This window comes from Microbulbifer maximicatervae (SeqCode) (genome assembly GCF_052468155.1).
In genome coordinates this window covers 368,328-389,741 of record NZ_CP174335.1, presented here as the reverse complement: position 1 = coordinate 389,741, position 21,414 = coordinate 368,328, and the positions used below count along the sequence as shown (strand labels likewise).

The 21,414-nt window shown below is 50.7% G+C and carries 14 protein-coding genes and 1 other RNA gene; 4 read left to right on the top strand and 11 right to left on the bottom strand.

What is annotated here, in order from left to right; genetic code table 11:
- Position 1 precedes the first annotated feature (1 nt).
- The gene (gene drmC, locus ACJJIY_RS01590; RefSeq protein WP_444896127.1) at positions 2 to 820 is read left to right on the top strand and encodes a DISARM system phospholipase D-like protein DrmC; all 819 of its coding nucleotides are present in this window, start codon (positions 2 to 4) and stop codon (positions 818 to 820) included.
- Here the strand turns inward: drmC and ACJJIY_RS01585 are convergent.
- The 9 genes from ACJJIY_RS01585 to ACJJIY_RS01545 all read right to left on the bottom strand — a co-directional run bounded on the left by ACJJIY_RS01585 (position 817) and on the right by ACJJIY_RS01545 (position 18,647).
- Positions 817 to 4,773 carry an Eco57I restriction-modification methylase domain-containing protein gene (locus ACJJIY_RS01585; protein ID WP_444896128.1) on the bottom strand — a complete coding sequence of 1,319 codons (3,957 nt, stop codon included), beginning with the start codon at positions 4,771 to 4,773 and terminating at the stop codon, positions 817 to 819. The two genes, drmC and ACJJIY_RS01585, sit on opposite strands and share 4 nt — an antisense overlap.
- A complete protein-coding gene (drmD, locus tag ACJJIY_RS01580) occupies positions 4,773 to 7,841 on the bottom strand; it encodes a DISARM system SNF2-like helicase DrmD (protein WP_445358946.1) in 3,069 nt (1,022 codons plus the stop codon). The genes ACJJIY_RS01585 and drmD overlap by 1 nt, the downstream gene beginning before the upstream one ends.
- Positions 7,842 to 9,369: 1,528 nt before the next feature.
- Positions 9,370 to 11,931 (bottom strand): hypothetical protein, encoded by a 2,562-nt coding sequence (locus ACJJIY_RS01575; protein ID WP_444896130.1) that lies wholly within the window; start codon positions 11,929 to 11,931, stop codon positions 9,370 to 9,372.
- A 752-nt stretch (positions 11,932 to 12,683) separates the two neighbouring features.
- Positions 12,684 to 13,136 (bottom strand): nucleoside deaminase, encoded by a 453-nt coding sequence (locus ACJJIY_RS01570; protein ID WP_444896131.1) that lies wholly within the window; start codon positions 13,134 to 13,136, stop codon positions 12,684 to 12,686.
- Between the two features lie 459 nt (positions 13,137 to 13,595).
- Positions 13,596 to 14,189: a hypothetical protein gene (locus ACJJIY_RS01565; RefSeq protein ID WP_108734457.1), complete on the bottom strand. Its 594-nt coding sequence runs from the start codon at positions 14,187 to 14,189 to the stop codon at positions 13,596 to 13,598.
- Positions 14,190 to 14,784: 595 nt separating this feature from the next.
- Positions 14,785 to 15,174: a transfer-messenger RNA gene (ssrA, locus tag ACJJIY_RS01560) on the bottom strand.
- A 172-nt stretch (positions 15,175 to 15,346) separates the two neighbouring features.
- Positions 15,347 to 16,693, bottom strand: coding sequence for a sodium-dependent transporter (locus tag ACJJIY_RS01555; RefSeq protein WP_445358945.1), 1,347 nt, complete (start codon positions 16,691 to 16,693; stop codon positions 15,347 to 15,349).
- Positions 16,694 to 16,733: 40 nt separating this feature from the next.
- Positions 16,734 to 17,213 (bottom strand): SsrA-binding protein SmpB, encoded by a 480-nt coding sequence (gene smpB / locus ACJJIY_RS01550; RefSeq protein WP_282931304.1) that lies wholly within the window; start codon positions 17,211 to 17,213, stop codon positions 16,734 to 16,736.
- 15 nt (positions 17,214 to 17,228) lie between these two features.
- Positions 17,229 to 18,647, bottom strand: coding sequence for a sodium-dependent transporter (locus ACJJIY_RS01545; RefSeq protein WP_413663281.1), 1,419 nt, complete (start codon positions 18,645 to 18,647; stop codon positions 17,229 to 17,231).
- Positions 18,648 to 18,837: 190 nt separating this feature from the next.
- On the opposite strand from ACJJIY_RS01545, the gene ACJJIY_RS01540 reads away from it, so the two are divergent.
- Both ACJJIY_RS01540 and ACJJIY_RS01535 read left to right on the top strand, forming a co-directional pair.
- Positions 18,838 to 19,278, top strand: coding sequence for a type II toxin-antitoxin system RatA family toxin (locus ACJJIY_RS01540; RefSeq protein ID WP_413663280.1), 441 nt, complete (start codon positions 18,838 to 18,840; stop codon positions 19,276 to 19,278).
- Positions 19,275 to 19,628: an RnfH family protein gene (locus ACJJIY_RS01535; protein ID WP_413663279.1), complete on the top strand. Its 354-nt coding sequence runs from the start codon at positions 19,275 to 19,277 to the stop codon at positions 19,626 to 19,628. The genes ACJJIY_RS01540 and ACJJIY_RS01535 overlap by 4 nt, the downstream gene beginning before the upstream one ends.
- Here ACJJIY_RS01535 and ACJJIY_RS01530 read toward each other — a convergent pair.
- Positions 19,625 to 19,969, bottom strand: a complete 345-nt coding sequence (locus ACJJIY_RS01530) for an outer membrane protein assembly factor BamE (RefSeq protein ID WP_413663278.1) — start codon at positions 19,967 to 19,969, stop codon at positions 19,625 to 19,627. The two genes, ACJJIY_RS01535 and ACJJIY_RS01530, sit on opposite strands and share 4 nt — an antisense overlap.
- A 278-nt stretch (positions 19,970 to 20,247) precedes the next feature.
- On the opposite strand from ACJJIY_RS01530, the gene fur reads away from it, so the two are divergent.
- Positions 20,248 to 20,658: a ferric iron uptake transcriptional regulator gene (gene fur / locus ACJJIY_RS01525; protein WP_282931309.1), complete on the top strand. Its 411-nt coding sequence runs from the start codon at positions 20,248 to 20,250 to the stop codon at positions 20,656 to 20,658.
- A 50-nt stretch (positions 20,659 to 20,708) separates the two neighbouring features.
- On the opposite strand, the gene ACJJIY_RS01520 is transcribed toward fur, so the two are convergent.
- On the bottom strand, positions 20,709 to 21,308 hold the full coding sequence (locus ACJJIY_RS01520) for a 1-acyl-sn-glycerol-3-phosphate acyltransferase (RefSeq protein ID WP_413663277.1): 600 nt from the start codon (positions 21,306 to 21,308) through the stop codon (positions 20,709 to 20,711).
- Between the last annotated feature and the right edge of the window lie 106 nt (positions 21,309 to 21,414).

Genomic DNA, 21,414 nt, shown 5'->3' with positions numbered 1-21,414 from the left:
CATGTCTGCTAACAGGGATAAATCTGCCTATGTTCTGGCACAGGCTGTACGCCAGTTGATGAATGCCGGTGCTTTTGCTGAGGTACTCTCTGGGGTAGAGAGCGGTGTGCTAAGCGCACAGTCAGGTTCCGCCACGGTTGCCAAACTTGCCGCCGGACGCGGTGCGGTACAAAGTGCTCTTTCAAATGTGATCGCCATTTGGGCCAGTGATTTTTCTGCACTCACAAACTCTGCCTTTGCTCTGCAGCTGGCAGCACTGAAAGAGGCGGTGCTGTTAACCGAAGGCGAAGCCACGCAGACCGAAGTGGTCTGGACTGGCCCAAAAGTGGAAGGCTCTTACCTGCGTGCTACCCGCCAGGTGGTGCAGGATATTATCTCTGCCGCTCGGTCAGAACTTTTGGTGGTGGGCTATTGGTTGGCCGGCAAGGAAGATTACGAGGGCATTATTAACGACATCATCGAGTTGATGGCCCATGCCGTTGCGCGTGGTGTAAAGGTCACCATGGTGCTGGACGAAGGCGAAAAAGGCTACGGCAAAAATAATCGCGATACCTTAATTGCCTTGTGGCCTAAAGGGGGTTCCCTGCCCAAACTGCTCACCTGGAAAATCCCTGCAGACGATAAGTACCTTAAGCTACACGCCAAGGTGCTGGTCGCCGACCGGCACGATGCCTTGGTGACCTCAGCCAACCTCACCATGTATGCGCTGGATCGAAATATGGAAATGGGGGTTCGGGCGCAGGGGCAACCCAGTGAGCGGATTGCCGAGCAATTTGAATTGTTGCGGCACAAGGAAGTGCTTGTGCCTTACGATGCTTAGCTTTGTTCTAGCTGATATCTTTCTTTGTTGAGTGAAAGTAGACGGGAAAGAACTTGCTCACGAGTTTCGTCTGGCCAGCGATATCGCCAAGGCTTCTTTTTCCCCTCTGGCACCTCATATTCCTCAAAAAAATCAAATTCTGGTTGAATATCATTCCAGCCATACGCGTCGAAAACGCATCTATCAACTTCGCGAACTAGATTTCTGAGGCTTAGTATTTCCTTTGAAGTGTTCTCAGGTGAGTGAATTCGATTGTAGAATTCCGTAAGGCCAATCGAATTGCTCACCATGTATTGTTTTCGTCGCTCCTCAAGTTCTGATCCAATTTTTAATAGGGCTGAATTTTGTTTCCAGCTTGCTGGGAAGGGGAAGGTCTCAAGGCAATCCTCAACGCTATACCTTAGGTCATCTTTCATCGATGAGCTAAAGAATCTGCTCCACAGATTGTGTATGTTTGATTGAAGCACAGCAAATGAAGCGTGATCTTCTAGTGTTATAACGACAACGGCTTCCGAATAAATCGGTGCTGTAGAGACTAACGCCATAGCCCCCCAAGGACTAACTCTTGATAACGCAATTATGCGATCTTGATTTGCAATTTTGTCTCTAAGTTTTTTCCTTGGTCGCCAAAATCTCCACCAATCCCATTCGGCTAATTCTTTACTTTTTGATTCTCTTTCTGGCCTAACCTTTTCTTCGACAACTTTTAACAAATCAGGCCATTCTTTGGCCTCTTGTAAAGTCATCTCCCCAAAGAAAATTACTTTACGAGCAGGTGTATGATCAGCGGTGTCATTAATTTCCTCTCCGCTCATATAATCGAATATACACTCGCTATTCTTTGGATTTTGTATAATTAACTCATCAGCCAGACGTCTCGGTGAAGAAAGCGGATCCTTGTCATCAAAAAGAAAGCCTTGTCCTTTGATATCGCAACCGACATATCCCAATTCAGAGTTTGAATTTAGTTTGTGTGGATCATCCGAACTTCCTTCATGAAATAAAAATGCCGTGATTTGTCCGACTGGATTACCGTTGAGGTATGCCCTGGAGAAAAGCTCCTTTGTAATACAGATTAGGCTTACAATCACCGCCGCTTTTCCTGGCCATTTAACCCTCTTATCCGCGTAGTAAATTCTACCTCCGTTCTTGCAAATCCAACGAAGGCCGCCTCGCCGTGTATCTCCTTGAGAAATGGTGTTTGTTGATATAAAGCCAAGAGATCCAGTTTTGTTGATCAGATCAAATCCTTTTCTAAAAAAACGAGCTGCTAAATCAGCGTTGCCATTCATCTCCTCAAAACTTGACGTCCAAGTTGCGAAATCTTTGCCAAGCTCAGTGCTTATTCTTTTTCCTCCTAGAAATGGAGGGTTGCCTATTACGCAATCAAACCCAACGTTGGGACGATGAAAGACTTCAGGGAACTCAATTTCCCAAAAGAAAGGTTGAATAGGATTGTCGCCCGTAGTTAGCCTGAAAATAATGTTATTTATTTCTGTCGGCGCTTTATCATCCTTCCCCAAACGCTCCAGCCAGTACCGATTTTCAATCAATTTGGCTTCACGCTGCTTGTTATTGGCGCCATCAAAAAATGCAGCAATCGCTAAGGTCGCCTGTATGCGGATGCTGACAAGAGCTTCTTCGGCAATGCGATTTTCTTTTTCTTTGCTGACAAAGTCGTGGTCTTCAATGTTGTGAATGGCTTCGCGATGTTTCTCTGCTTCTTCGACTTCCTGATCTGGCTGGTTCACAAACAGCGGGCCGAAGTCGGTGCTGACCGGCTTCCAGGTAAAGTTGCGAATCTGTTCAGGCGTTAATCCCACCAGCGAGTTGCCATGCTTGAGCGCATGGTCGACAAACGTAAAGGGGCGATCGGTCGAAAGCGTGGTCAGCCACAGTGAGAGCTTCGCCATCTCCACAGCGAGTCGGTTCATATCCACACCATAAATGCAGCGCTCGGCCACATATCGGCGGGCGAATACAATTCGCTCCTCGCGGGACTCTGGCATCAGGTTTTCGCTGGCCTCACCCTGTGACGGCGTAGCAAAGGGCATGGTTAAAATGGTGTCAGGCTGCTCTGTTGCCATGCGCTCCCAGGCATCCACCAGACGCTCGGCTAAATAACGCGTAGCCTGTACCAAGAATGCACCGGAGCCCATGGCCGGGTCGCACACCTTAAGGGCCAGAATCTCCTGCGGGGATTTGATTAACCTTGGCTCAACCAATAAGCCAGGCTTGCCTGGCTCATTCACATACACCTGATGTTCTAAGGTGCGGCGTACTACTGGCTCAGTCAGTGTTGGCGGCGTGTAGTGAGCTCCGCTGGAACGACGGTCTTGCCCATGGGTAACGTATAGGCCGTCGGGGCGCACGATGCCCAAGGGCTGCAGAAAGCGTTCAACCGGTTTTGCCTGCTCCAGCAGCTCGGCATCATCGGTACCGAGGTTCGCCAGGGATTGTCGCTCTTCGTTGCGCTCCAATACCTTCTTGATGGTGCCTGCTGTTTTGCTGGTGTGCTTGCTAATGGCCTTGATTAACGCCTTTTGATCTAGCCCTGAAAACTCATCAGCGTTAATAGGCTCAGGTTCTTTGATTTTGCTGCCACCTTGCAACATAAGGAGCGTTTGGTTGGTTGGCGCCCTGGCCACGCGGCGATCCAGCAAGCCTTCATACATATGGCCAATTTGTTCAACCGCCAGTGTGCGATAACTCACCAACTGACGCACACCATCGGCTTTGGCATATTTCAGGCTGCGCAGAATATCGCGGATAACCGCGTCTCTGACCTTGGGCGGCTCGGGTATTTCTGTTGGCCATTCGCCATCCTTCGCTCTGCCGTCCAGCAGTGGGTAGCGGTCCGGGCCAAACAGTTGGCCACCGTGAGCGGCAATGCGGATATCCGGGTCTACGCTGCCATCGTGTAACAGCCGGGCGCTTGCTAACAAACGCGCATAGGCGGCATAGGAATGTTTCAGTTTTTCCGGCGCCAGGCGGTGGGTTTCCTCAAGCTCGGTGAGCAAGTGCAATACGCCGTAAGAGCGGTCGTAGGTGACATTACCGTGGGGCAGTAAGCCGTTCTCTTCGGCATAGAGGGTAAACAGTAGGCGCATGATAAAGGCGACGTTGGAATCGAATACTTCTGCTTCGCTGTAACCCTTCAGATATTGGCCGCCCAGTTCGGCATCGGTTCTATCCAGCTCGTGCACCAGAATTTGCAAGGCTTCGCGCACCTGATTACCCAGCTGGTCCGCAACATCCAGCTGGCGCTGGCGGCTCTGTTTAATCAGCTCAAGAATGACTTGATCACGCGGGCCTGCGAAGAAACGTGATTCCCCCAATAAATCCTTAAATGCAGCCAGTGTAATCGGGTCATCGTTCCAGGTTTGAACTGTCCAACTCATCCATGAGGTCGTTTCTGAGGGTGACGCCACAACCAAGCGCCAAGCTTCACCATTGGTAAGCAAGCCAAGTTCAACACCCGTTTCGCGTAAAAGGCGTTCAAACTTAGTGGTGGGGGATGCTTTCCAGCGACCTTTGTCTTGCAGCCAGGGCTTATCCAGTGATTGCTCGCGAGGCACTTCCAGCACCAGCATCACGGCATTGCCTTCATCGATTAATACGCGCGTAGGGCGCAGCACTTCCTGCTGCTCGTGTAGGTTGACCACTCTGTCGGCTGGAATTGCGGCACCCACTTGCCAGTAGTCTTTGTCTTTTAGGCTGAGAAAATCCTCGAGGATAAAGTTAATCCAGGCAGGCTGTCCGTTTCCTTCCACCATGCCCTTGGGCAGATTCCAGATTTCCCGCTGCTTTCTGAATGCCGCAATTTCTGCCTTGTCGAGCGAGCGGAAGTTTCCCGCGTCAGCCAAAACCGGTTCGCTTAACACGACACCGGTAATTTCAACACTGGATAGCCAGCGATGCTGGCGGTTTGCTACACGTTTATTGGCGGCCATTAGTTGCTCCCCTTAGGCAAAATTACCTCCAGAGCAACTGGGTACATTCTTTGGTCTGTCACTTTGTATAAATCTCGCTGGCGTTTTGGCTCAGTCTCACGCTCTTGTTGAAGTTGCTCGAGCCTGCGCTGAAGAGCAAGCAAATCCTGCTCCCTTTGATCTTGTTCTTCTTCATCAAATGAAAATTGCATCTGCATATCTGCAGATCGCTTTTGCCAATCTTTTATAGCGTTACGGATTGCCGTAATGCGCTCTGTGGCCAGGCTCTGAGCATGTTTGCGAGCCACCTCACCACGCTCATTCAGCGTGGCAATCAGTGCTTTGGCCTCTTCTTCGGCGGCGCTCGAAAGCTGTTGCGTAATGGCTTCAATGAGTGGTGCAATCAGCGCTTTCACGCCCTCGGTGCTACCAGCAAAATTCGTCGCATCCTTTGGGCGAACAACACCTTGTGGAACAAGAGCATTGCCCTGAACGGTGAGCGGACAGCGAACCAATCCTTCGTGGAGTCGATTATGTTCTGGCCCCAGCAGTACCAAGCGCCCCCAGGCGATGATGGCCGGTGCAGTAATCTCGGAAGATTCCGTGATGGTCACTCGATTTAATTGGCTTTTGGTTGTTTGCGCTCCCCACATCTGTACGCGGAAGGTGGAAATGGCCCGCCGCATGAGTGGGTGATCGAGGTGAACAATCCCGACGGCATCGTCTTCTCGTGCTTTGTTGCGATTAAATGAAAGACGTTTTTGCAGGTAGTCTGTACTGACGTAGGTTTTGCATTCGGTCCAGGCCGTTGGCACGCGCGTTAATGAAAACTCGTCATCACCCAGGTCCGTGATTGCTTCAGTACAACCTTCTAAACTCAACGCTTGGCGTAGCAGGTCAAGCTGATTGCTTTCAGAAATGTCGAGCGCACTGCGAGCTCGGTTCAACGCTTCGACCATCTGTGCGACGCTTTCATTCTCCCGAGTTTCCAGTGTCATTTCTTCGCGTGCAAGCCGTCTACGAGCGTCGTCATCGATGGAGGCAAGGTTAACGGCTTGTCCCAGTGCCTTCTTTCTTACGTTATCAGCGATTAGGGCGCCAACGCTGCCCAAGTCATTTCGGATGGTTTCGACTTTATCGACGATGTGCTTCAGGAACTCGGAGTCTTCCTGGTTTTTAAACACAAAGTGATGAATGCGGACTTCGTCTGCTTTTTGTCCGTGACGGTCTACCCGGCCGTTGCGCTGCTCAAGGCGGATCGGGTTCCAAGGGATTTCATAATGAATGAGATTCCGACAGTGCTTTTGGAAGTCTGCACCTTCAGAGGCCGCATCCGTAGCGAGCAAGATGCGGATATTGGTTTCGCTGTTTGGCGACTGAAATTCATCGTTGATCACTTGTCGGTCAGAGTCTTTCATGCCGCCAACAATGGTTCTGGTGGCATCCAGGAGTCCATGCTTTTCCAGAACCCGTTCCAGATAATTTAGCGTGTGTTTGTATTCTGTGAAGATGATGACACGCTCACCATTCCATTGATCGCCATCGCGAAGATTTCTATTGATCCACCCAATTAGCGCCGCTGCTTTGCTGTCTTCCTGAATTGAAAAGTGCGATACCTGCTTATCAACAATTTCAAACATACGCTGCAGCATATCCTTCTCATCAGCTGACAGCTCAGAGATTAGCTTAGAGGCGGCACTTGTTGCAGCTTCTAGGTTGTCCTCTTTATCTTCATCATCGCTCCAGTCTTCGGACTCCTTCTGCTCGAAGCTGTTAAACAGCGATTCTCCAATACCAAGCTCACCTTTAATGCCAGCATTTTCTGTGTGAACGATAAGACTCTCCCGTAGAGCCAGTGGTGAGGATAAAGCACGCTTTTTCAGCAGCGTTAGGATGAACTGAAGAGGACGTTCAGAACGCTTGTCGACCGAGGCCAATCGGCTTTCAGTATAAGTGTTCAGTAGATTAAAGAGATTTTGCTCTTCCCCTGGCAGCGTGACATACAGCTGAGGATCTGATTTTTCATCGCGAGGCAGGATCACGCGTTTTGGAAAGCGTGGTGAACCATCGGGGTTGGATATTTCTTGCTTTAGTCGTCGAATGGTAACGGCAGAGAGTTGCGTCTTATCAAGGTCCGTCCCACGCGAAAAACGAAGGTTGTCCAGAATTTCCAGCAGGCCTGTAAAGCTCTCCCGATAGCCGTTATGGGGGGTAGCAGTGAGAAACATCTTGTGTTCGAACTGTTCGGATATCGAACGCAACAGCGAAGTCCGCTCTGAGTCGCGCACATACTGCTTTTTGCCTGATGGCGCTGCGTTGTGGGCCTCGTCTAGAATCAGCAAATTCCAAGGCCGGTTGTTAGGGCTTTCGTCGAGTCGTCTCCGAGTAAACTCATCAAACAACCGACGAGGGTGTTCAGTTTTTAGATAGTCAATCGAAGTCACAAGTCGGGGGAAGCTGGCCCAAGGATTAATACTAGGTCCGTACTCCTTCCGCATTTTAAGCACTGAGTCGCGGTCGATGATCTTGAATTCGAGGCCGAATTTTTCGGCCATCTCATCAACCCATTTTATTTTCAGGTGCGCAGGGCAAACGATCAGAACACGACTTGCTCTGTGGCTATGAATGAGTTCTTGGGTAACCAAGCCTGCCTCGACGGTTTTACCCAAACCAACATCGTCTGCCAGCAAGAGACGAACCCTAGGCATATTGGTCGCGCGGATAACGGGGGCCAGCTGGTACTCCTCCATCTGTACGCCACCACGGAACGGCGCTTGTAGCATGTCGCCAACAGCTAGCGAACTTGCGCCCCACTGAAGGGAGCGGATAAAGGCATCAAAGAGATCGGGAGCGTCGGGGGCTGTAACACTGGGCAGTGAGGTCGACTCAACAACGGCGGGTGCAATTTCTCGCTCCCAAATGACCTGGATGTTCTCGCCAAGCGCGTCATCGCTTAGGCACTCCAGGGAGACTTTGTGTATAGCCTGTTTTGGTTGTGGTCTGGTTTTGTTTACTGCGGTTACTGCCCAAATTTTGTGGCGCAGTTTTACGATTTGGCCCTGCTCGGGTACTGTATCGATCTCTGGCATATTCGTTTAAAGTATATAAATACCCTTGATTATATCGTTGATTTGCAGTAAGGAATACGATAGTCCTGTAATTTGTTGTTTTCGCTAACGAAGCTTTTCAAGCACCCCTCCTTGGATTCATTCATCTACAAGTCACTGATTTTAAGGGTTCTGAGTTCATTGGCTCGGGCTACAAGGGTGAGGCACTGAGAGTATTCGCCCGTTAAGAGAGTATTCGACTCGCAAAGCCCTAGAGGCTGGCGAAGCTTGTAAGCCCCTGACATACAAGGCTTTTAGTTCGATGCATAGGTATAAAAAAGGCCAACATTGCGGTTGGCCTTTTTCGGTTTGGTAGAGATGGCGGGAGTTGAAAAGTAGCTATAACCTATTGATAAATATGGATTAAATATTTTTCATTCTCTAAAACCCGTCAATATACTCGTCCACTAGAGCAAAGTAACCGCCAGCTTGGCGTGTAAGTTACCTAGCTCTGCTGTGCCCCTGGTTGGCCCAATGTGGCATGCGCCGGGAGGCTTCCCGGAACCCTGTACTGACGCAAACAAAACCTTCGCTGATGTCAACAGGAGAGCATTGCTCTTCTTTGTTTTAGTGCCCTGTCCCTGTTTGGCTTGCATAAACCTTTGTGCGCGCTGTCATTGGGGCGCCCCACATGGAGTGGGGCACGGCTTCGGCTAGACTCCCCCGAAGCGCCACCACATAACCACCCCCTGCGTGCGAAGATTTTACCTCTAATGCTATTGGCATTGGAGGAGTATGCAAAGCAGATAGGTGCCCATGAGATTCGTATTATGAAGCCTGTTAACGAGAAGGTACGCGACTATTACTCCAGCAAGGGATTTACTTATAACTCTCATGGTGATTACTGTTGGAAGAGCATTGTATGACCAATCAATAACACCCGCTAAAGGGCACTCTTGAATATGAACAGTGGAGAAAGGAATACGCTAAAAAGCGTGCTGAAGAGCTGTTATCAGGTTCTAAAGATGTGGATCAGACGGGGCTTCTGAGTGGGGGTAAAGATGCAATGTGGGATGATAATCCCGGTGGGAAGCCGGATTTAAAAGACGTTAATAAATAGTTTATGCGATGCGGGATAGCTCATTTTAATAAGGCCAGTTGTATTGGCTGAAGGGCTTGCCATGTAGCTTCATGTAATGGTGTTAGCGGCAGCCTGGAGACATTTGCGGAAATTGTAGAGTGGACTCCCAAAAGTAACTATGAAAAGAATCAATGGCGCAGCACGCTATACCAATAATTTATTGTTGTGGTGCTTGATTAATCGCACACACAATTCAGTTTGATGCCAACTTATGTTTGCAATGCAAAAAACTGTCTGCTAATGAATTTCCATTTACTTACGATAAAGTTGATAAAAGGCTGCTTACTTTTCGTTACTAGGTTGTGCACCACTAAGGTTTGCCGCGAGGTATTGGCGGCGCTGCGTCAAAAAAAGACTGGGCGTGTACACCGTCGCAGAAACTGCATGGGTTGCCCGGGCGTGCAATGGCCACCCGAGCAACCGCGCGATTTACTCCGGTACTGCGATAATTAGGAACGACACGTGCGATTCGCTGTTTTCTTGAGTGTGCTTGCTGTTTCCCGAGTCGCCGTCGCCGATCAGTGCGTGTGGATTGTGCAGTATGACCTGCGAGCCTGATGTGGAGTAGGTTTCCGAACCTCCGCCGACTTGCCGGATGTCGTGGTCACTGCTGTCGTAGTGGACGCGATAGCCAGACAGGAATACTGCCGCGTCGCTTATGGGCTGGCCCATCTCGACATACACGTCATCACTCGTTTTTTGGAGGTTTGTCACGTACTTTGCGACCAGAGGGGGGCTCTTGCTCAGCTCAATGAGATTGCCATCAATCGATGCGATGGCATTGTTGTCCGAGTCATCGTGCATCTGTGCAGTCGATTGGATACCCACTTCGTAGTTGTTAGGAACCGCGGTGGTTGCATCGAGCTCAATGGTACGAACGTGGTGTGACTTTGGGGGTTCGCTCGGGTCGTTGTCCTTGTGGTACTCGCACGCCCAGCCTCCGAGGGCAGCATAAGCCTCTGGCTCATCGAGGGGAATGTATTGGCTGGTTGATTCATTGGGGATATCGGTGATGGTTCTCGGTAGGATCACACCGTCTTTAGGGCCGTCGACGACTGCGATACATGACAATGTCAATTGGGAGTCTGAGGGGCTTAAACCTTTCTTCTGGCCGAACAAGGTGGCGTCAGGAGTGACGGTGAGGACGGCATTCTTGTTGTGGACCTGGGTGAGCGACAGGCCCAGCGTTTGCGTCTGGTGGTCCGTACCTCCTTCGTACTTGAAGAACCAGTAGGTGGCGGCAACGATGAAGCTCGTCACTTCTGAACCGTATTTGCTGAAGTCAAACCGGAACCTTCCGCCGTTTTCATCCAGCTGCTGATTGATGTGCTTCATCTGAATATTCGGAGGCGCGATTGGGGTGGAATGAAGCTTGATTGGCATATAGGCCCAGTCACCGCCAACCTGGAGATAGGCGGGCGAATTCGTCTTCTTGACCTGGAAGCCGGGAATCGCGATGTCGACACTCCCTTTCTTCGAACTCAAAATTGAGATGATCAATTGAATGACCCAGCCAAGGGGAACGAATGCCCACCAGAAGGGGAGCTTCGCTTTTGTTTTCACCTGAATGTTGAGCACATCGTCGTAGGCGTTGAAGCTTATCGTCGCAGAGAGCTTTAGGGTTTGGTAGACCCACAGGGTCATGGCCCCACGCTTCACTCTGATGTCGGCACTGATAACAAGATCGCCGTCGTTGTTGAACGCCGCTTGGAGGTTGTTTTCTTTGATTTTGATATGCGCACCCTCAATCACATCCTCGACGTCTGTGTTGAGGTACATTTTTTCGGGGTAGGTATCGGTCACCGTCAGCTGTGATGAGGTCAGTGGCGTTGCTTCAGCAATTGCCGTAGCCACCGAAGTCAAAATGATGTCGTTGGATACGATGAGTGCGGATGTACAGTTGCTAGGGACAGTCTGTGCTAGAAGCGCGTCTATTGGCTGGCGATTCCCACGGCATATCCCAAGTCCGAACAGGTTTGAGTCGGAGTCGCCATCAAAGGCTGTATACATCACCCCGATATCCAGGTTCCCGGCGGGCAGGGGGGTGTGTTGAGCAACCGTGTACTTGATGGGCCAATCAAAACTTGAGATGAGTTGGTCGACTGCTCCTTTCATCGCGTCGGTAATGTCGAGGCCCTTGATCGACTTTGAAAGTTGAATATCGCTGAGGTCAAGTTCCATCATGTCCCAGTTGGGCTTCTTGATGGTCACGGTGACTTGCCCATAGTGGTTGATGCTGGCGCTGGCTTGCATTTTGTCTAGGTCAAGAACGAGCCGGGCGTGACCGGGGCTTTGGCCCTGCGCATCTTCGATGTTGCTTGTGATACCTGGGAACTTGATGAACCCTGTGATGGGCAGGTCGAGCGTCGCCTTTAGGTCTTCGGGAGCGATGAAGGCGGGACAATCAAATGCGAACTCGTAGCGAACCTTGGCGGGGCCCTTGCCGACATTTCCGCTGAATGACCATTGGCCGGAGTCGCCTTCGAAGAGCTCGCTAATCCAATTGTTGACCGCTCCTTGAGTCGAGGCACTGATCAAATCCCAGCCTTGCGAAAGGTCTGGATCTGGCGAGGATTCAACTTCTTGCAGACCTTGCTGCTGTTCAATTTCTTCTTCAATTAAGTCGCCTGGCTCTTCTCGATCAAACAGGCCGCGCAGCTCCTCGACCAGCTCGGGGCTCGGGTCGCATACCCGCTGAAAGGTCGAAATTGGGTCGAGCGCAAATTGGCGTGCATTGCCTTCAGATTCACCGAGCCACTCGAGCATGCGAGCTTCATGTTGCAATAGGTTGCTCAGGACGGGGTCACGTCGCAGTGGGTCTGTTTGAGATGTTGGCGTGAATTCGAAAGAGAGAGAGGTCGAACTATCTAATTGTGAGGCTTGCTTGCCTAGCAGGCGCTGCAGGTCGTCAGGAGAGAGTGTGAGGGACGCGGTTTGCTTTTTGAGGCGGCGCTGCAGGCTGTCGGGAGAGAGTGTGAGAGTCTCTTCCATGATGATGCTCCGTAATCTTCATTAGTTTGATTTTTTTGAAAAGGCGAGTGGCCGGGTAACACCACGAGCCCTCTTTGATGCGGCAATCGAACATCAGGCCTACTAGAAAATTGCCACCCGCCCTAAGTTACTCTTTAAAAAGGCACCAGCCAACAAAGTCGAAGGCATTATCAGGGAAAATGTTGAAGTCTTTTGTTTGATAACATTTTTTGCGCCGTTATTGGGATGTTCTAAATGGAGGAGCCTTTCGGTGAAAAGTTACGGGACTATTGCAGCAGCAAAGGTTTTATCCATTGCTCTTGAGGTTATTGCTACTGGATGAGTATTGTGTGACAGATCAAAAACGTTCCCTTGGATATGAAAAGCGGAGGAAGGAGAGGGCTAAATAACGTGCCAAAAGCTGTTATCAGATTTTGAATAGCCGGATAAGACTGGGCTTTTTGGTGGGGATGAAAATGCGATGTGGCACGATATTCATGATGGGAAACCCGCACGACTCTGGTCTAAATGATAAAAGAAAAAAGCTAACCCCTATCTGGTAGAAGTTCGCCAATAAACTGAGCTAATGCATGCCGGCTCTGTGTTAGCTGGGTTATCTTTTAATCACGTATTTCTAGCTCGCTCTGTAGCGAGGCTTTGGATAGTGGGGTACTCATAAAATCGAGGGGTTGAATGCTCACTCTCTATGTACAGAAATAATTCTTTTATTGTTTTTGATTTAATTCCACTTTCATTCAATATTTTAATATTTTTTACTCGCCAATATCTTCATGCCAGATCTCAGGGTGCTGCTGGATAAATTCATTTATAAGATTAATACAGTCAGAATTATTTAGGGTGGTTAGGCTTATGCCTTCAGATCTGAGTAATAGTTCATCTCCCTGAAAGGTTTTGTTTTCACCGATAACAATATTCCTAATGCCGTATAGACGTATGGCTCCGCTGCACATAGGGCAGGGCGAAAGGGTCGTATAAAGCGTGCACTTTTGATACTCGACCGCTCGTAACCTTCCAGTCTTTTCCAATGCGTCCATTTCAGCATGCTTGATAACACTATCCTGTTGGATACGCTGATTGTGGCCTCTGCCGATAATTTCTCCATCACGCACTACTACACAGCCGGTGGGAACACCTCCTGCGGCCAAGCCCTTGCGCGCTTCCTCAATGGCTGCTTGCATAAACGCTTCGTGCTCAGACTTGCTCATGGCAGTCCTTTATTTAAATTTTTAAGGATGCTTGAAGTATAGAGTGAATAGCTTTATTGATACATTAATGAAAGCTAAGGTGACGGCGAAGACTATTGCCAATAGGTTTGTATTTTTCGACTAGTGATGGCTCTTACTGATATGAAAAAACCTTTATCGGTGTCAACAGGCGAGCAGCCTGCTTGATTGTTGATAAACCTTTCTCTCGTGTATAGGTGCAGCTCGTGAGTATTGTAAGGAGTGCATCACATGATCGATGGGTGAGGCTTTGTTCTTTATGGGGTGAGTGGCTAAGTGGTTTTTTTAAGGTATTGTTTTAACCAGGTTAATGGGTAGAAATATGGGTATTCCTAACACAATCTTGATTTGCCCCGCTTATTTAGAAGGTTCCGACAGGCATTGAGCCTGTCAGATGAAAAACGTCCAGCGCCTAGCGAGCTGCCGAAAGGGAAATCGAGATTATCTATTGCTATTCACTCTTTTAGAGCCGACGTACATTGCAAATAAACGAAGGCCGATGGAAATTAAGACAAGCATACTTGGCGCTGTATGAGCGGGTATTGCCTTTAATTGCGTGATTTCTCTTTGAAGGGTCATCGTTTGGTGTGGGTTGGTCTGGTGCTTTGGAACCTGAATGACGTTTTTCTTAAGTAATTTATCGAACGACTCGATTTCTCCCGCAAGCATATCCAGGAGTTCCAATTCGGTCTTGCCTTCCCATGGTAGCTGTGTCCTATATGCGTCAACTGCTTTACCAAGCTTTTTCCACTCTTCTGCGAGGAAGGCTTCAAGTGATGAAAGGGTTCTCAGCTTCGAGTTCATGGATTGATTGACTCGGTAGGCGTTTTGTCCATGAGCGCCGCTCGCCATCATTCCAGCAAAGTGCTGTACGTTATGTTTGGCGGTATTCAGGTTCCGGCTGATTAAGTTAAGTTGATCCAGGGTGCGAACCAGAGTCTGATCAAATCTCGGATCTTTATCCTTAATCGCTGTCAGAGCGGTGTTAACCAGTCGACTCACCTGTATCTTGGTTGCATGTTCGTTGATGGACATATCCCTTTATCCTCGTAAATCCATTGAAGAATGTGTTCCACCTCTCTGATTTGAGATGAATGTGCCACATTCAGGTTTTTGCTTGATGAAAACGCGAATTCTAAATTAAATCTGCCGAGTGTCGCGGTCTAATAGAGTACGGGCCATTGCACGGAAGCCGGGGGCGGTCATGGTTTCATTGTCATAGCCCAGTGACCAGGGCTAGAGCCTGTTTAGCAAGAGGGTTAATGTGTGGCTGGCCCATTTTCATTTTTTCGTTGGGCAGTTTTATGTGCTTGGCATCCCAATTGATTTCCGTCCACTCAAGTTTTCGCAATTCTCTAGCGGGCAGAGTAAGAGAGGGGGTAGTTTTAGGGCTGCTCTTACTATTGGGGTCGTCTATGGCAGTTAGTAGGCGCCCGATTTCAGTAGGGTCTGCAATTGCTGCCAGGTGTTTTTTCTTGGTGGGGCAGTGGCGCAAACCTGCTCGCCCCCGCAATTAACCCCACTAAAAATGGCTGGATTTGGGTTAGATTAATTGGGATGGTCCAGATAAGCAAAAACCCCGGAAACACTAGGTTTGCGGGGCTTTCGTGGGCTGTCTGAGACAGCAATTTGGTGGAGATGGCGGGAGTCGAACCCGCGTCCGTCAGCACTCTGCCAGAGGCTCTACATGCTTAGCTCCGTCTATTGATTTAACCCATTACAGCCCGGCGGTCAGGACGTATAGGGCGATCCCGAAATTTGTTTAACCGCTTACCCACGGGTATGGCTTGCGGCGATCCAGTTCTGTATAACAGTCTACAGCGCGATACTGGAACCTTGCTGAAGACTGCTAAGGGACGAACCCTTAGTTAGCGCTTCACAAGCTGCTTACGCAGCGAGTTGGGCACCGTAGTTGTCGTCGTTGGCAACTAATAAAATACAGCTTTGGATTTACGAGATTCGCTGCCATCTCGGCATGCACCCAAGGTTTCGTAACCGGCGTCGAATCCAAGTCATCCCCGATAAGAAACACTCATGTGTGTCACCTAAGTATACCTCAAAATTCACGTTAGCAATAAATTTTATGTAATTGGCATTTGAGCGATCAGAGTCGCTTTAGTCAGGCGCTTTGAGGGAGGGCTTAGGTGGGAAGGGAGTTCCCGGCGGTGAGGTACCGCCGGGGGGAGATCAGTTTAGCGAATGGACTGTACGAAAGCGGTCAGGATTAGCAGTGGGCAGACGATGCGCACGTACCAGGGCCAGATCTTCCAGAACAGGGTGTTTTCGATATCTTCATGGCCTTTCTTGAGTTCGCTCAGCAGCTGGTCGCGGCGCCAGATCCAGCCGGCAAAGATACATAGTGCAATGCCGAGCAGGGGCTGGCCATATTCAGTACTGATACTGACTGCCAGTCCGAAGAGGGCGTCGAAGTTGTAGATGATGCCGCAGCTCACGCCGAAGATGATCAGGCCAACGATCGGGGTGGCGATGCGGCGGGGGATATTCAGGTTCTCGATAGAGAATGCCACCGGCACTTCCAGCATGGAAATGGAGGAGGTGAGGGAGGCGATAACCATCAGTGCGAAGAAGGCGATGGCGACGAATATCCCGGCTTCCCCCATGGTGTCGAACAGCGCGGGCAGAACTTGCAGGATCAGGCTCGGGCCGGCGATCAGGGAACCGTCGGCAGAGAAGATCTGGGTACCGGCTTCCTGGGCTACATACATGGCGGGCAGGATTAGCAAGCCCGCTGTGAAGGCGATGCCCACATCAATCAGGGTTACCAGGGCGCCGAGGCGCGGCAGGCTTTCCTGCTGGCTCAGGTAGGAGCCGTAAATCAGCATGGTGCCTACACCCAGGGATAGGGAGAAAAAGGCCTGGCCCATGGCGGAGATCAGCAGATCCGGGGTGAAGTGGTCGAAGTTGGGCATCAGGTACACTTCCAGGCCGGTCAGGGCGCCGGGCTGGGTGAGCACGTAGCAGATCAACAGCAATAACAGGATGATCAGCGATGGCATCAACAGGGTGGACCAGCGCTCGATCCCTTTCTCAACACCACTGGCGATAATCAACATGGTGAGGCCACTGAAGATGGCAGTCATGATCATATTGCGATCGGTGCTGTTTCCGGCCAACCACTGGGCCGCTTCCTGGGCACCGAACAGGCTGGCGAAAGGTTCGGCCAGGTGGGCCACCATCCAGCCCGCCACAATGGCGTAGAAGCTCAGGATCAGGGAGGCCACCAGGATACCGCCGAAGCCGGTCAGGCCCCCGAAAAAGCGGCTGATGGGACCGTTGGAAATGGAACGCAGCGCCTGCACCATATTGCGGCGCGCGTGGCGGCCGATGGTGAGTTCGGCCATCAGGGCCGGGTAGGCGAGCGCAAAGGCTAGAAATAAGTAGGCGACTACAAAGGCGGCGCCGCCGTTACTGGCGGCCTTGGTTGGAAAGCCCCAAATATTGCCGAGACCAACGGCGGAACCCGCCGCAGCCATCAAAAAGCCAATATTCGAGCTGAACTGTCCTCGCGGTGCACTCATGGTAAATCCCGTAATTATTCTTCTAATAGTTCACTGTGCACTATTTGTGCGCCGAGCGCATTAGGCGCTGCTTTTCGCGGTTCCAATCGCGCTTCTTCTCAGTCTCGCGTTTGTCATGGCTCGCCTTACCTTTAGCAAGGCAGACTTCGCACTTCACCAGATGCCCTTTCCAGTACATGGCTGTGGCAACCACGGTGTGGCCCTTCTGCTCAACAGCGGCGATCAGCTTGGAAAGTTCGCGCTTGGTGAGCAGCAGGCGACGGGTGCGGTCGGGCTCGGTAACAAAGTGGGTGGAGGCACTGGGCAGCGGCTGGATGTTGGCACCCAGCAGCCAGGCTTCACCGTTTTTGAAAATGACATAGCTGTCGGTCAGCTGGGCTTTGCCCTCCCGACAGCTTTTGACTTCCCAGCCTTTCATCTCAACGCCCGCCTCAAACTTTTCTTCAATGAAATAGTCGTGGCGGGCCTTCTTGTTGAGGGCGATGGTATTGGATGTTTGTGCTTTCTTTTTCTTGGCCATGAAAACTACGAGTGACTATATAAAACTGTGTCCAAAAAACTTCAGGGCCACGGTATTGATAAAGATAAGCAGCAGTATCAATGGGATAAAAGTGCCCAGGGAGAAGTTAACGTATTTTTGCGAAAACGAGCCTGCAAAGTTGCTGTCACCTTCTTGCAGCTCTTTATCAAAATTGGATTTCTTCCATTTGTAGATCACGAACAGACATACCAGCAGGCCGTTTAGAGGCAGGATGGTGTCGTAGAAGATGATCTCCACCAAATCAAAGAACGACTTGTTTGCGCCGGCCAGTTGTACAAACTCTGTAAACCAAGTGGCCATACCGAATGATACGGCGCAAGCGATGGCCAGTACAAATTGAACTGCCGCAACGATGTAGATAGCCTTCTTACGCTCCATGTTGCGCTCGTCGCGCAGGGTGGCGATAGGCACCTCAATAATGGAAACCAGTGAGGTAATGGCGGCAACCAGTACCAGGAAGAAGAAGATGGCCGCTACGGCGCTGGCGCCCATGTAGCCGATTCCGTCTTGCAAAGCGAGGAATATCTTCGGCAGGAACAGGAAGATCATACCGGCGGATGAGTCGCTCAGCTCTGTCGGATCAATCTGCGGGTTAAAGTGGAAAATACTCGGCAAAATCAGCAGGCCAGCAGTAAAGGCTACCAAAGTGTCAGTAATCGCTACGGCGCGGGAAGAGCCGGGAATGGAGTCCTTCTTCTTCATATAGGAGCCGTAGGTAATCATGATGCCCATTCCCAGAGACAGGGAGAAGAAGGCCTGGGCCATGGCTTTACTGATTACGTTGCCATCAATTTTGCTGAAGTCGGGTACCAGGTAGTACTGCAAACCGAGGGCGGCGTTATCCAGAGTCAGTACAAAGAACACCAATCCCAATAACATGACAAACAGCATGGGCATTAGGGTTTTTGCGGCCCGCTCGATACCGTCTTTAACGCCCATAGCGAGAATGGCATTGATGATCAGCATCAGGACAACCAGGTAAATAAATACCGTGGGTGTATTGATAAAGTGGATAAAGAAATCTGGAGTGGCGAGCTTATCCAGGTTGCCGGAGAAGATCTCTACCAGGTATCCCATTACCCATACGGTGACTACCAGATAAAAAACCGCGATCATAAATGGCGTGATCAGGGCCAGCCAGCCGGGAATACTCCACAGCGTGGAGCCCTTGGATATCTGCCGATAGGCCCCGACGGGGTCTTTATCTGAACGGCGCCCCATAGCGAGTTCGGCCATCATCACCGGCAGACAGATCAGAAATACGAAGAGAGCGTAGACCAGTAAGAAGGCGCCGCCCCCGCTCTTGGTGGCTGCTACAGGGAATGCGACCAGGTTGCCAATACCGACGGCGGAACCTGCTGCGGCCAGGATAAAGCCCAGCCTTGACCCAAAATGCTCTCTCACTGCGGTCATAAGTACTCTCGCTATTATTTTTTGAATGCTTGTAGTTTTTGTTACTGCGGCTGGGGCTAAGTGTGGCCCACCGGTAAAAAATGCGATTGTTGCAGGAATTGTCTTGCTTGAGTAGCGCCGACTGGCAAAATTAGCCGTTCAACGGTAATCCCAGGTAATTTTGCCTGATGGACTGGGTTAGACAGTAGGAATGACTGAAATAGAACGCAGTGCGCTGGTGATGTACAGCGCGGAACAAATGTTTGATCTGGTCAACGATGTGGCCAGTTACCCACAATTTTTACCCGGCTGTCGCGCTGCGGAGATTATCCACAGCGATGACACCACTTTAGAGGCGCGCCTGGATTTGTCGCGCGCGGGTATAAAGCAGAGCTTTGTGACCCGCAATCAGCTGGTGCGTCCCAAGTCGATGACGCTCAAGCTGGTGGATGGTCCTTTCGAGCAGTTCGAGGGACTGTGGGAATTTACTCCACTGGCTGAAAATGCCTGTAAAGTGAGTTTTACCCTTTCGTTTTCGATGAAAAATCGATTGATCGCGGCGGCTGCGGGAAAAATTTTCAGTGACCTGGCCAACCAGATGGTCGCGGTTATGTGTGAGCGCGCGGAAGAAGTTTACGGGAAACCCCAATGACAGAAGAGAAAACAATCTCGGTGGAGGTGGTGTACGCGCTGCCCCACGAACAGCGATTAATGCGTTTGTTGGTATCTGAGGGTACTACTGCGCGGGAGGCGCTAATTCGCTCGGGAATTCCCAAGGAGTATCCTGAAGTCGATCCGGATACGGCAAAGATGGGTATTTTTGCCCAGGTGCTGGGGAGTAAGGGGCTGCCGCCGGCGGAAAGTTATGTCCTGCAACCCGGGGACCGGGTTGAGGTATATCGCCCCTTGATCGCCGATCCCAAAGAGGCGCGCAAGCAGCGCGCCGAGAAAGCCAAGCGTATGGCTGAGAAGAAGAAAGGCGCCGAGGGGACTTCTGCTTAGGGCCAGCCTGTGGGCTGCCAGTCGCCGCTGGTGGCTACCAGGGAGTCTTCATCAAAGTAAACGCTAAAGGTCTTTTGGGTGATATTGCCTTTCTTATCGCGAAGGCGATTGACGTAATCCCAGCGGTTGGGGTTGTAAGTATCTTCCAGCAGCGGAGTGCCCAGAACAAACTGTACCTGGCGTCGCGTCATCCCTGGTTTTAGCTGATCCACCATCTCCTGGGTAATGATATTGCCCTGCTGCACCTCAATACGGTGTACACCGGGGAATTTTACGAGTGTGCAAGCTCCCAGCAAGCTGCACAGGAAGGCGATAGTGAGAAATCTCAGACTAGGCGGCATTCATTGCTCCATTATTCGGTTTCAAACGGCAGCGCTCACGCTGATTTCTTACAAACAGTCAGTTTAGTCTCAAGTGGAGAAAAAAAGTTCCTCCACTTACCAGTTCTGCCCTAAGTGAGCAGTACGGGGTTTCTCTGACTCCGTAGGGCATGGGATAATACCTGAAGAGTTGGCTCGCTGACAGACGGGACTCCAGGGTCGGAATCCTTTATAAATGGCCGCTGTGGGTTTGGGCAACTTCGGATAACTTTTAAAATCCTGCCGGGAAATATTGATACATGTCGAACGAAAACCAGGAATTGCGCAAGGCTGGCCTCAAGGTCACTCTGCCGCGGGTGAAGATTCTGCAATTGCTCGAAAGCACTAGTGAGCAGCATTTGAGTGCTGAGGATGTCTATAAGCTGTTGCTGGAGGCGGGAGAGGATGTCGGCCTAGCTACTGTGTACCGGGTATTGACCCAGTTTGAGAGCGCGGGCCTGGTTGTGCGCCACAACTTCGATGGCGGCCACTCTGTATTTGAGTTGGATCGAGGCGATCACCACGACCATATGGTCTGCACCGATACCGGTAAGGTTATCGAGTTCCACAATGAAGAGATTGAGGAGCTACAGCGCCAGATCGCTGAAGAGCACGGCTATGAGCTGACTGGCCACAGCCTGGTTCTGTATGTGACAGAAAAAGAGAAGTGATTCTTCCGGGTGCGGTATTCACCGCACCCTTCAAATGCTTACGCTGAGTGTTACGACTGGCAGGGTGGGGTGTAAAGCTCTGGGAACTTGCCAATTTTATCAGCGTAAAATTCCTTGAGCTTCAACAGCTCGGCTTCCAGGTTTTCACTGAATTGCGCTATCGGGCCTATGCCCACTTCTTTTTTGGGGAAGCTGATATAGCCCAGCACTACCGGCACCCTGGCGTTGCGGGCGATATGGTAAAAGCCGGTCTTCCAACGTTCCGCCAAACCGCGAGTGCCCTCGGGGGGAATAGCGATAACCAGTTCTTTGCGCAGTTTGAACTGCCTGGCGGTGGCATCCACCAGGTTGTTGGCTTTGCTGCGGTCTACGGCGATACCGCCGAACCAGCGCATGGGGCCACCCAGCGGGAAGGTAAATAGCTTGTCTTTGCCCATCCACTGCGGGGTCATCTTCAGTTTGAGTGCGGCGAGAATAAAGTAATAGCCATCCCAGTTAGTGGTATGGGGGGCGCCGATCAATACGTACTGCTTTAGTTTGAGAGACTGCTCGTCAGCTTTGACACGCCAGCCGTGCAACTTCAGTAGCACCCGTGCAACCAAGCGGAGGATTGGGGTGACAATAGGGGTGTTGAAAATCGTTCTCTGCATAACCTCGGCCGGGACTACTCATACATCGAAAAATAAGCCGCCAAGTATATGGTGACTTTACCCGCCGCTCCCAGTCATATTTGTGCGTTTGTCCTAAATCGGCACA

What these genes read in the sequence shown, in the direction of transcription:
- drmC (WP_444896127.1), top strand. Translation starts at nt 2, where the DNA reads ATGTCTGCTAACAGGGATAAATCTGCCTATGTTCTGGCACAGGCTGTA.
- ACJJIY_RS01585 (WP_444896128.1), bottom strand. Translation starts at nt 4,773, where the DNA reads ATGGCCGCCAATAAACGTGTAGCAAACCGCCAGCATCGCTGGCTATCC.
- drmD (WP_445358946.1), bottom strand. Translation starts at nt 7,841, where the DNA reads ATGCCAGAGATCGATACAGTACCCGAGCAGGGCCAAATCGTAAAACTG.
- ACJJIY_RS01575 (WP_444896130.1), bottom strand. Translation starts at nt 11,931, where the DNA reads ATGGAAGAGACTCTCACACTCTCTCCCGACAGCCTGCAGCGCCGCCTC.
- ACJJIY_RS01570 (WP_444896131.1), bottom strand. Translation starts at nt 13,136, where the DNA reads ATGAGCAAGTCTGAGCACGAAGCGTTTATGCAAGCAGCCATTGAGGAA.
- ACJJIY_RS01565 (WP_108734457.1), bottom strand. Translation starts at nt 14,189, where the DNA reads ATGTCCATCAACGAACATGCAACCAAGATACAGGTGAGTCGACTGGTT.
- ACJJIY_RS01555 (WP_445358945.1), bottom strand. Translation starts at nt 16,693, where the DNA reads ATGAGTGCACCGCGAGGACAGTTCAGCTCGAATATTGGCTTTTTGATG.
- smpB (WP_282931304.1), bottom strand. Translation starts at nt 17,213, where the DNA reads ATGGCCAAGAAAAAGAAAGCACAAACATCCAATACCATCGCCCTCAAC.
- ACJJIY_RS01545 (WP_413663281.1), bottom strand. Translation starts at nt 18,647, where the DNA reads ATGACCGCAGTGAGAGAGCATTTTGGGTCAAGGCTGGGCTTTATCCTG.
- ACJJIY_RS01540 (WP_413663280.1), top strand. Translation starts at nt 18,838, where the DNA reads ATGACTGAAATAGAACGCAGTGCGCTGGTGATGTACAGCGCGGAACAA.
- ACJJIY_RS01535 (WP_413663279.1), top strand. Translation starts at nt 19,275, where the DNA reads ATGACAGAAGAGAAAACAATCTCGGTGGAGGTGGTGTACGCGCTGCCC.
- ACJJIY_RS01530 (WP_413663278.1), bottom strand. Translation starts at nt 19,969, where the DNA reads ATGCCGCCTAGTCTGAGATTTCTCACTATCGCCTTCCTGTGCAGCTTG.
- fur (WP_282931309.1), top strand. Translation starts at nt 20,248, where the DNA reads ATGTCGAACGAAAACCAGGAATTGCGCAAGGCTGGCCTCAAGGTCACT.
- ACJJIY_RS01520 (WP_413663277.1), bottom strand. Translation starts at nt 21,308, where the DNA reads ATGCAGAGAACGATTTTCAACACCCCTATTGTCACCCCAATCCTCCGC.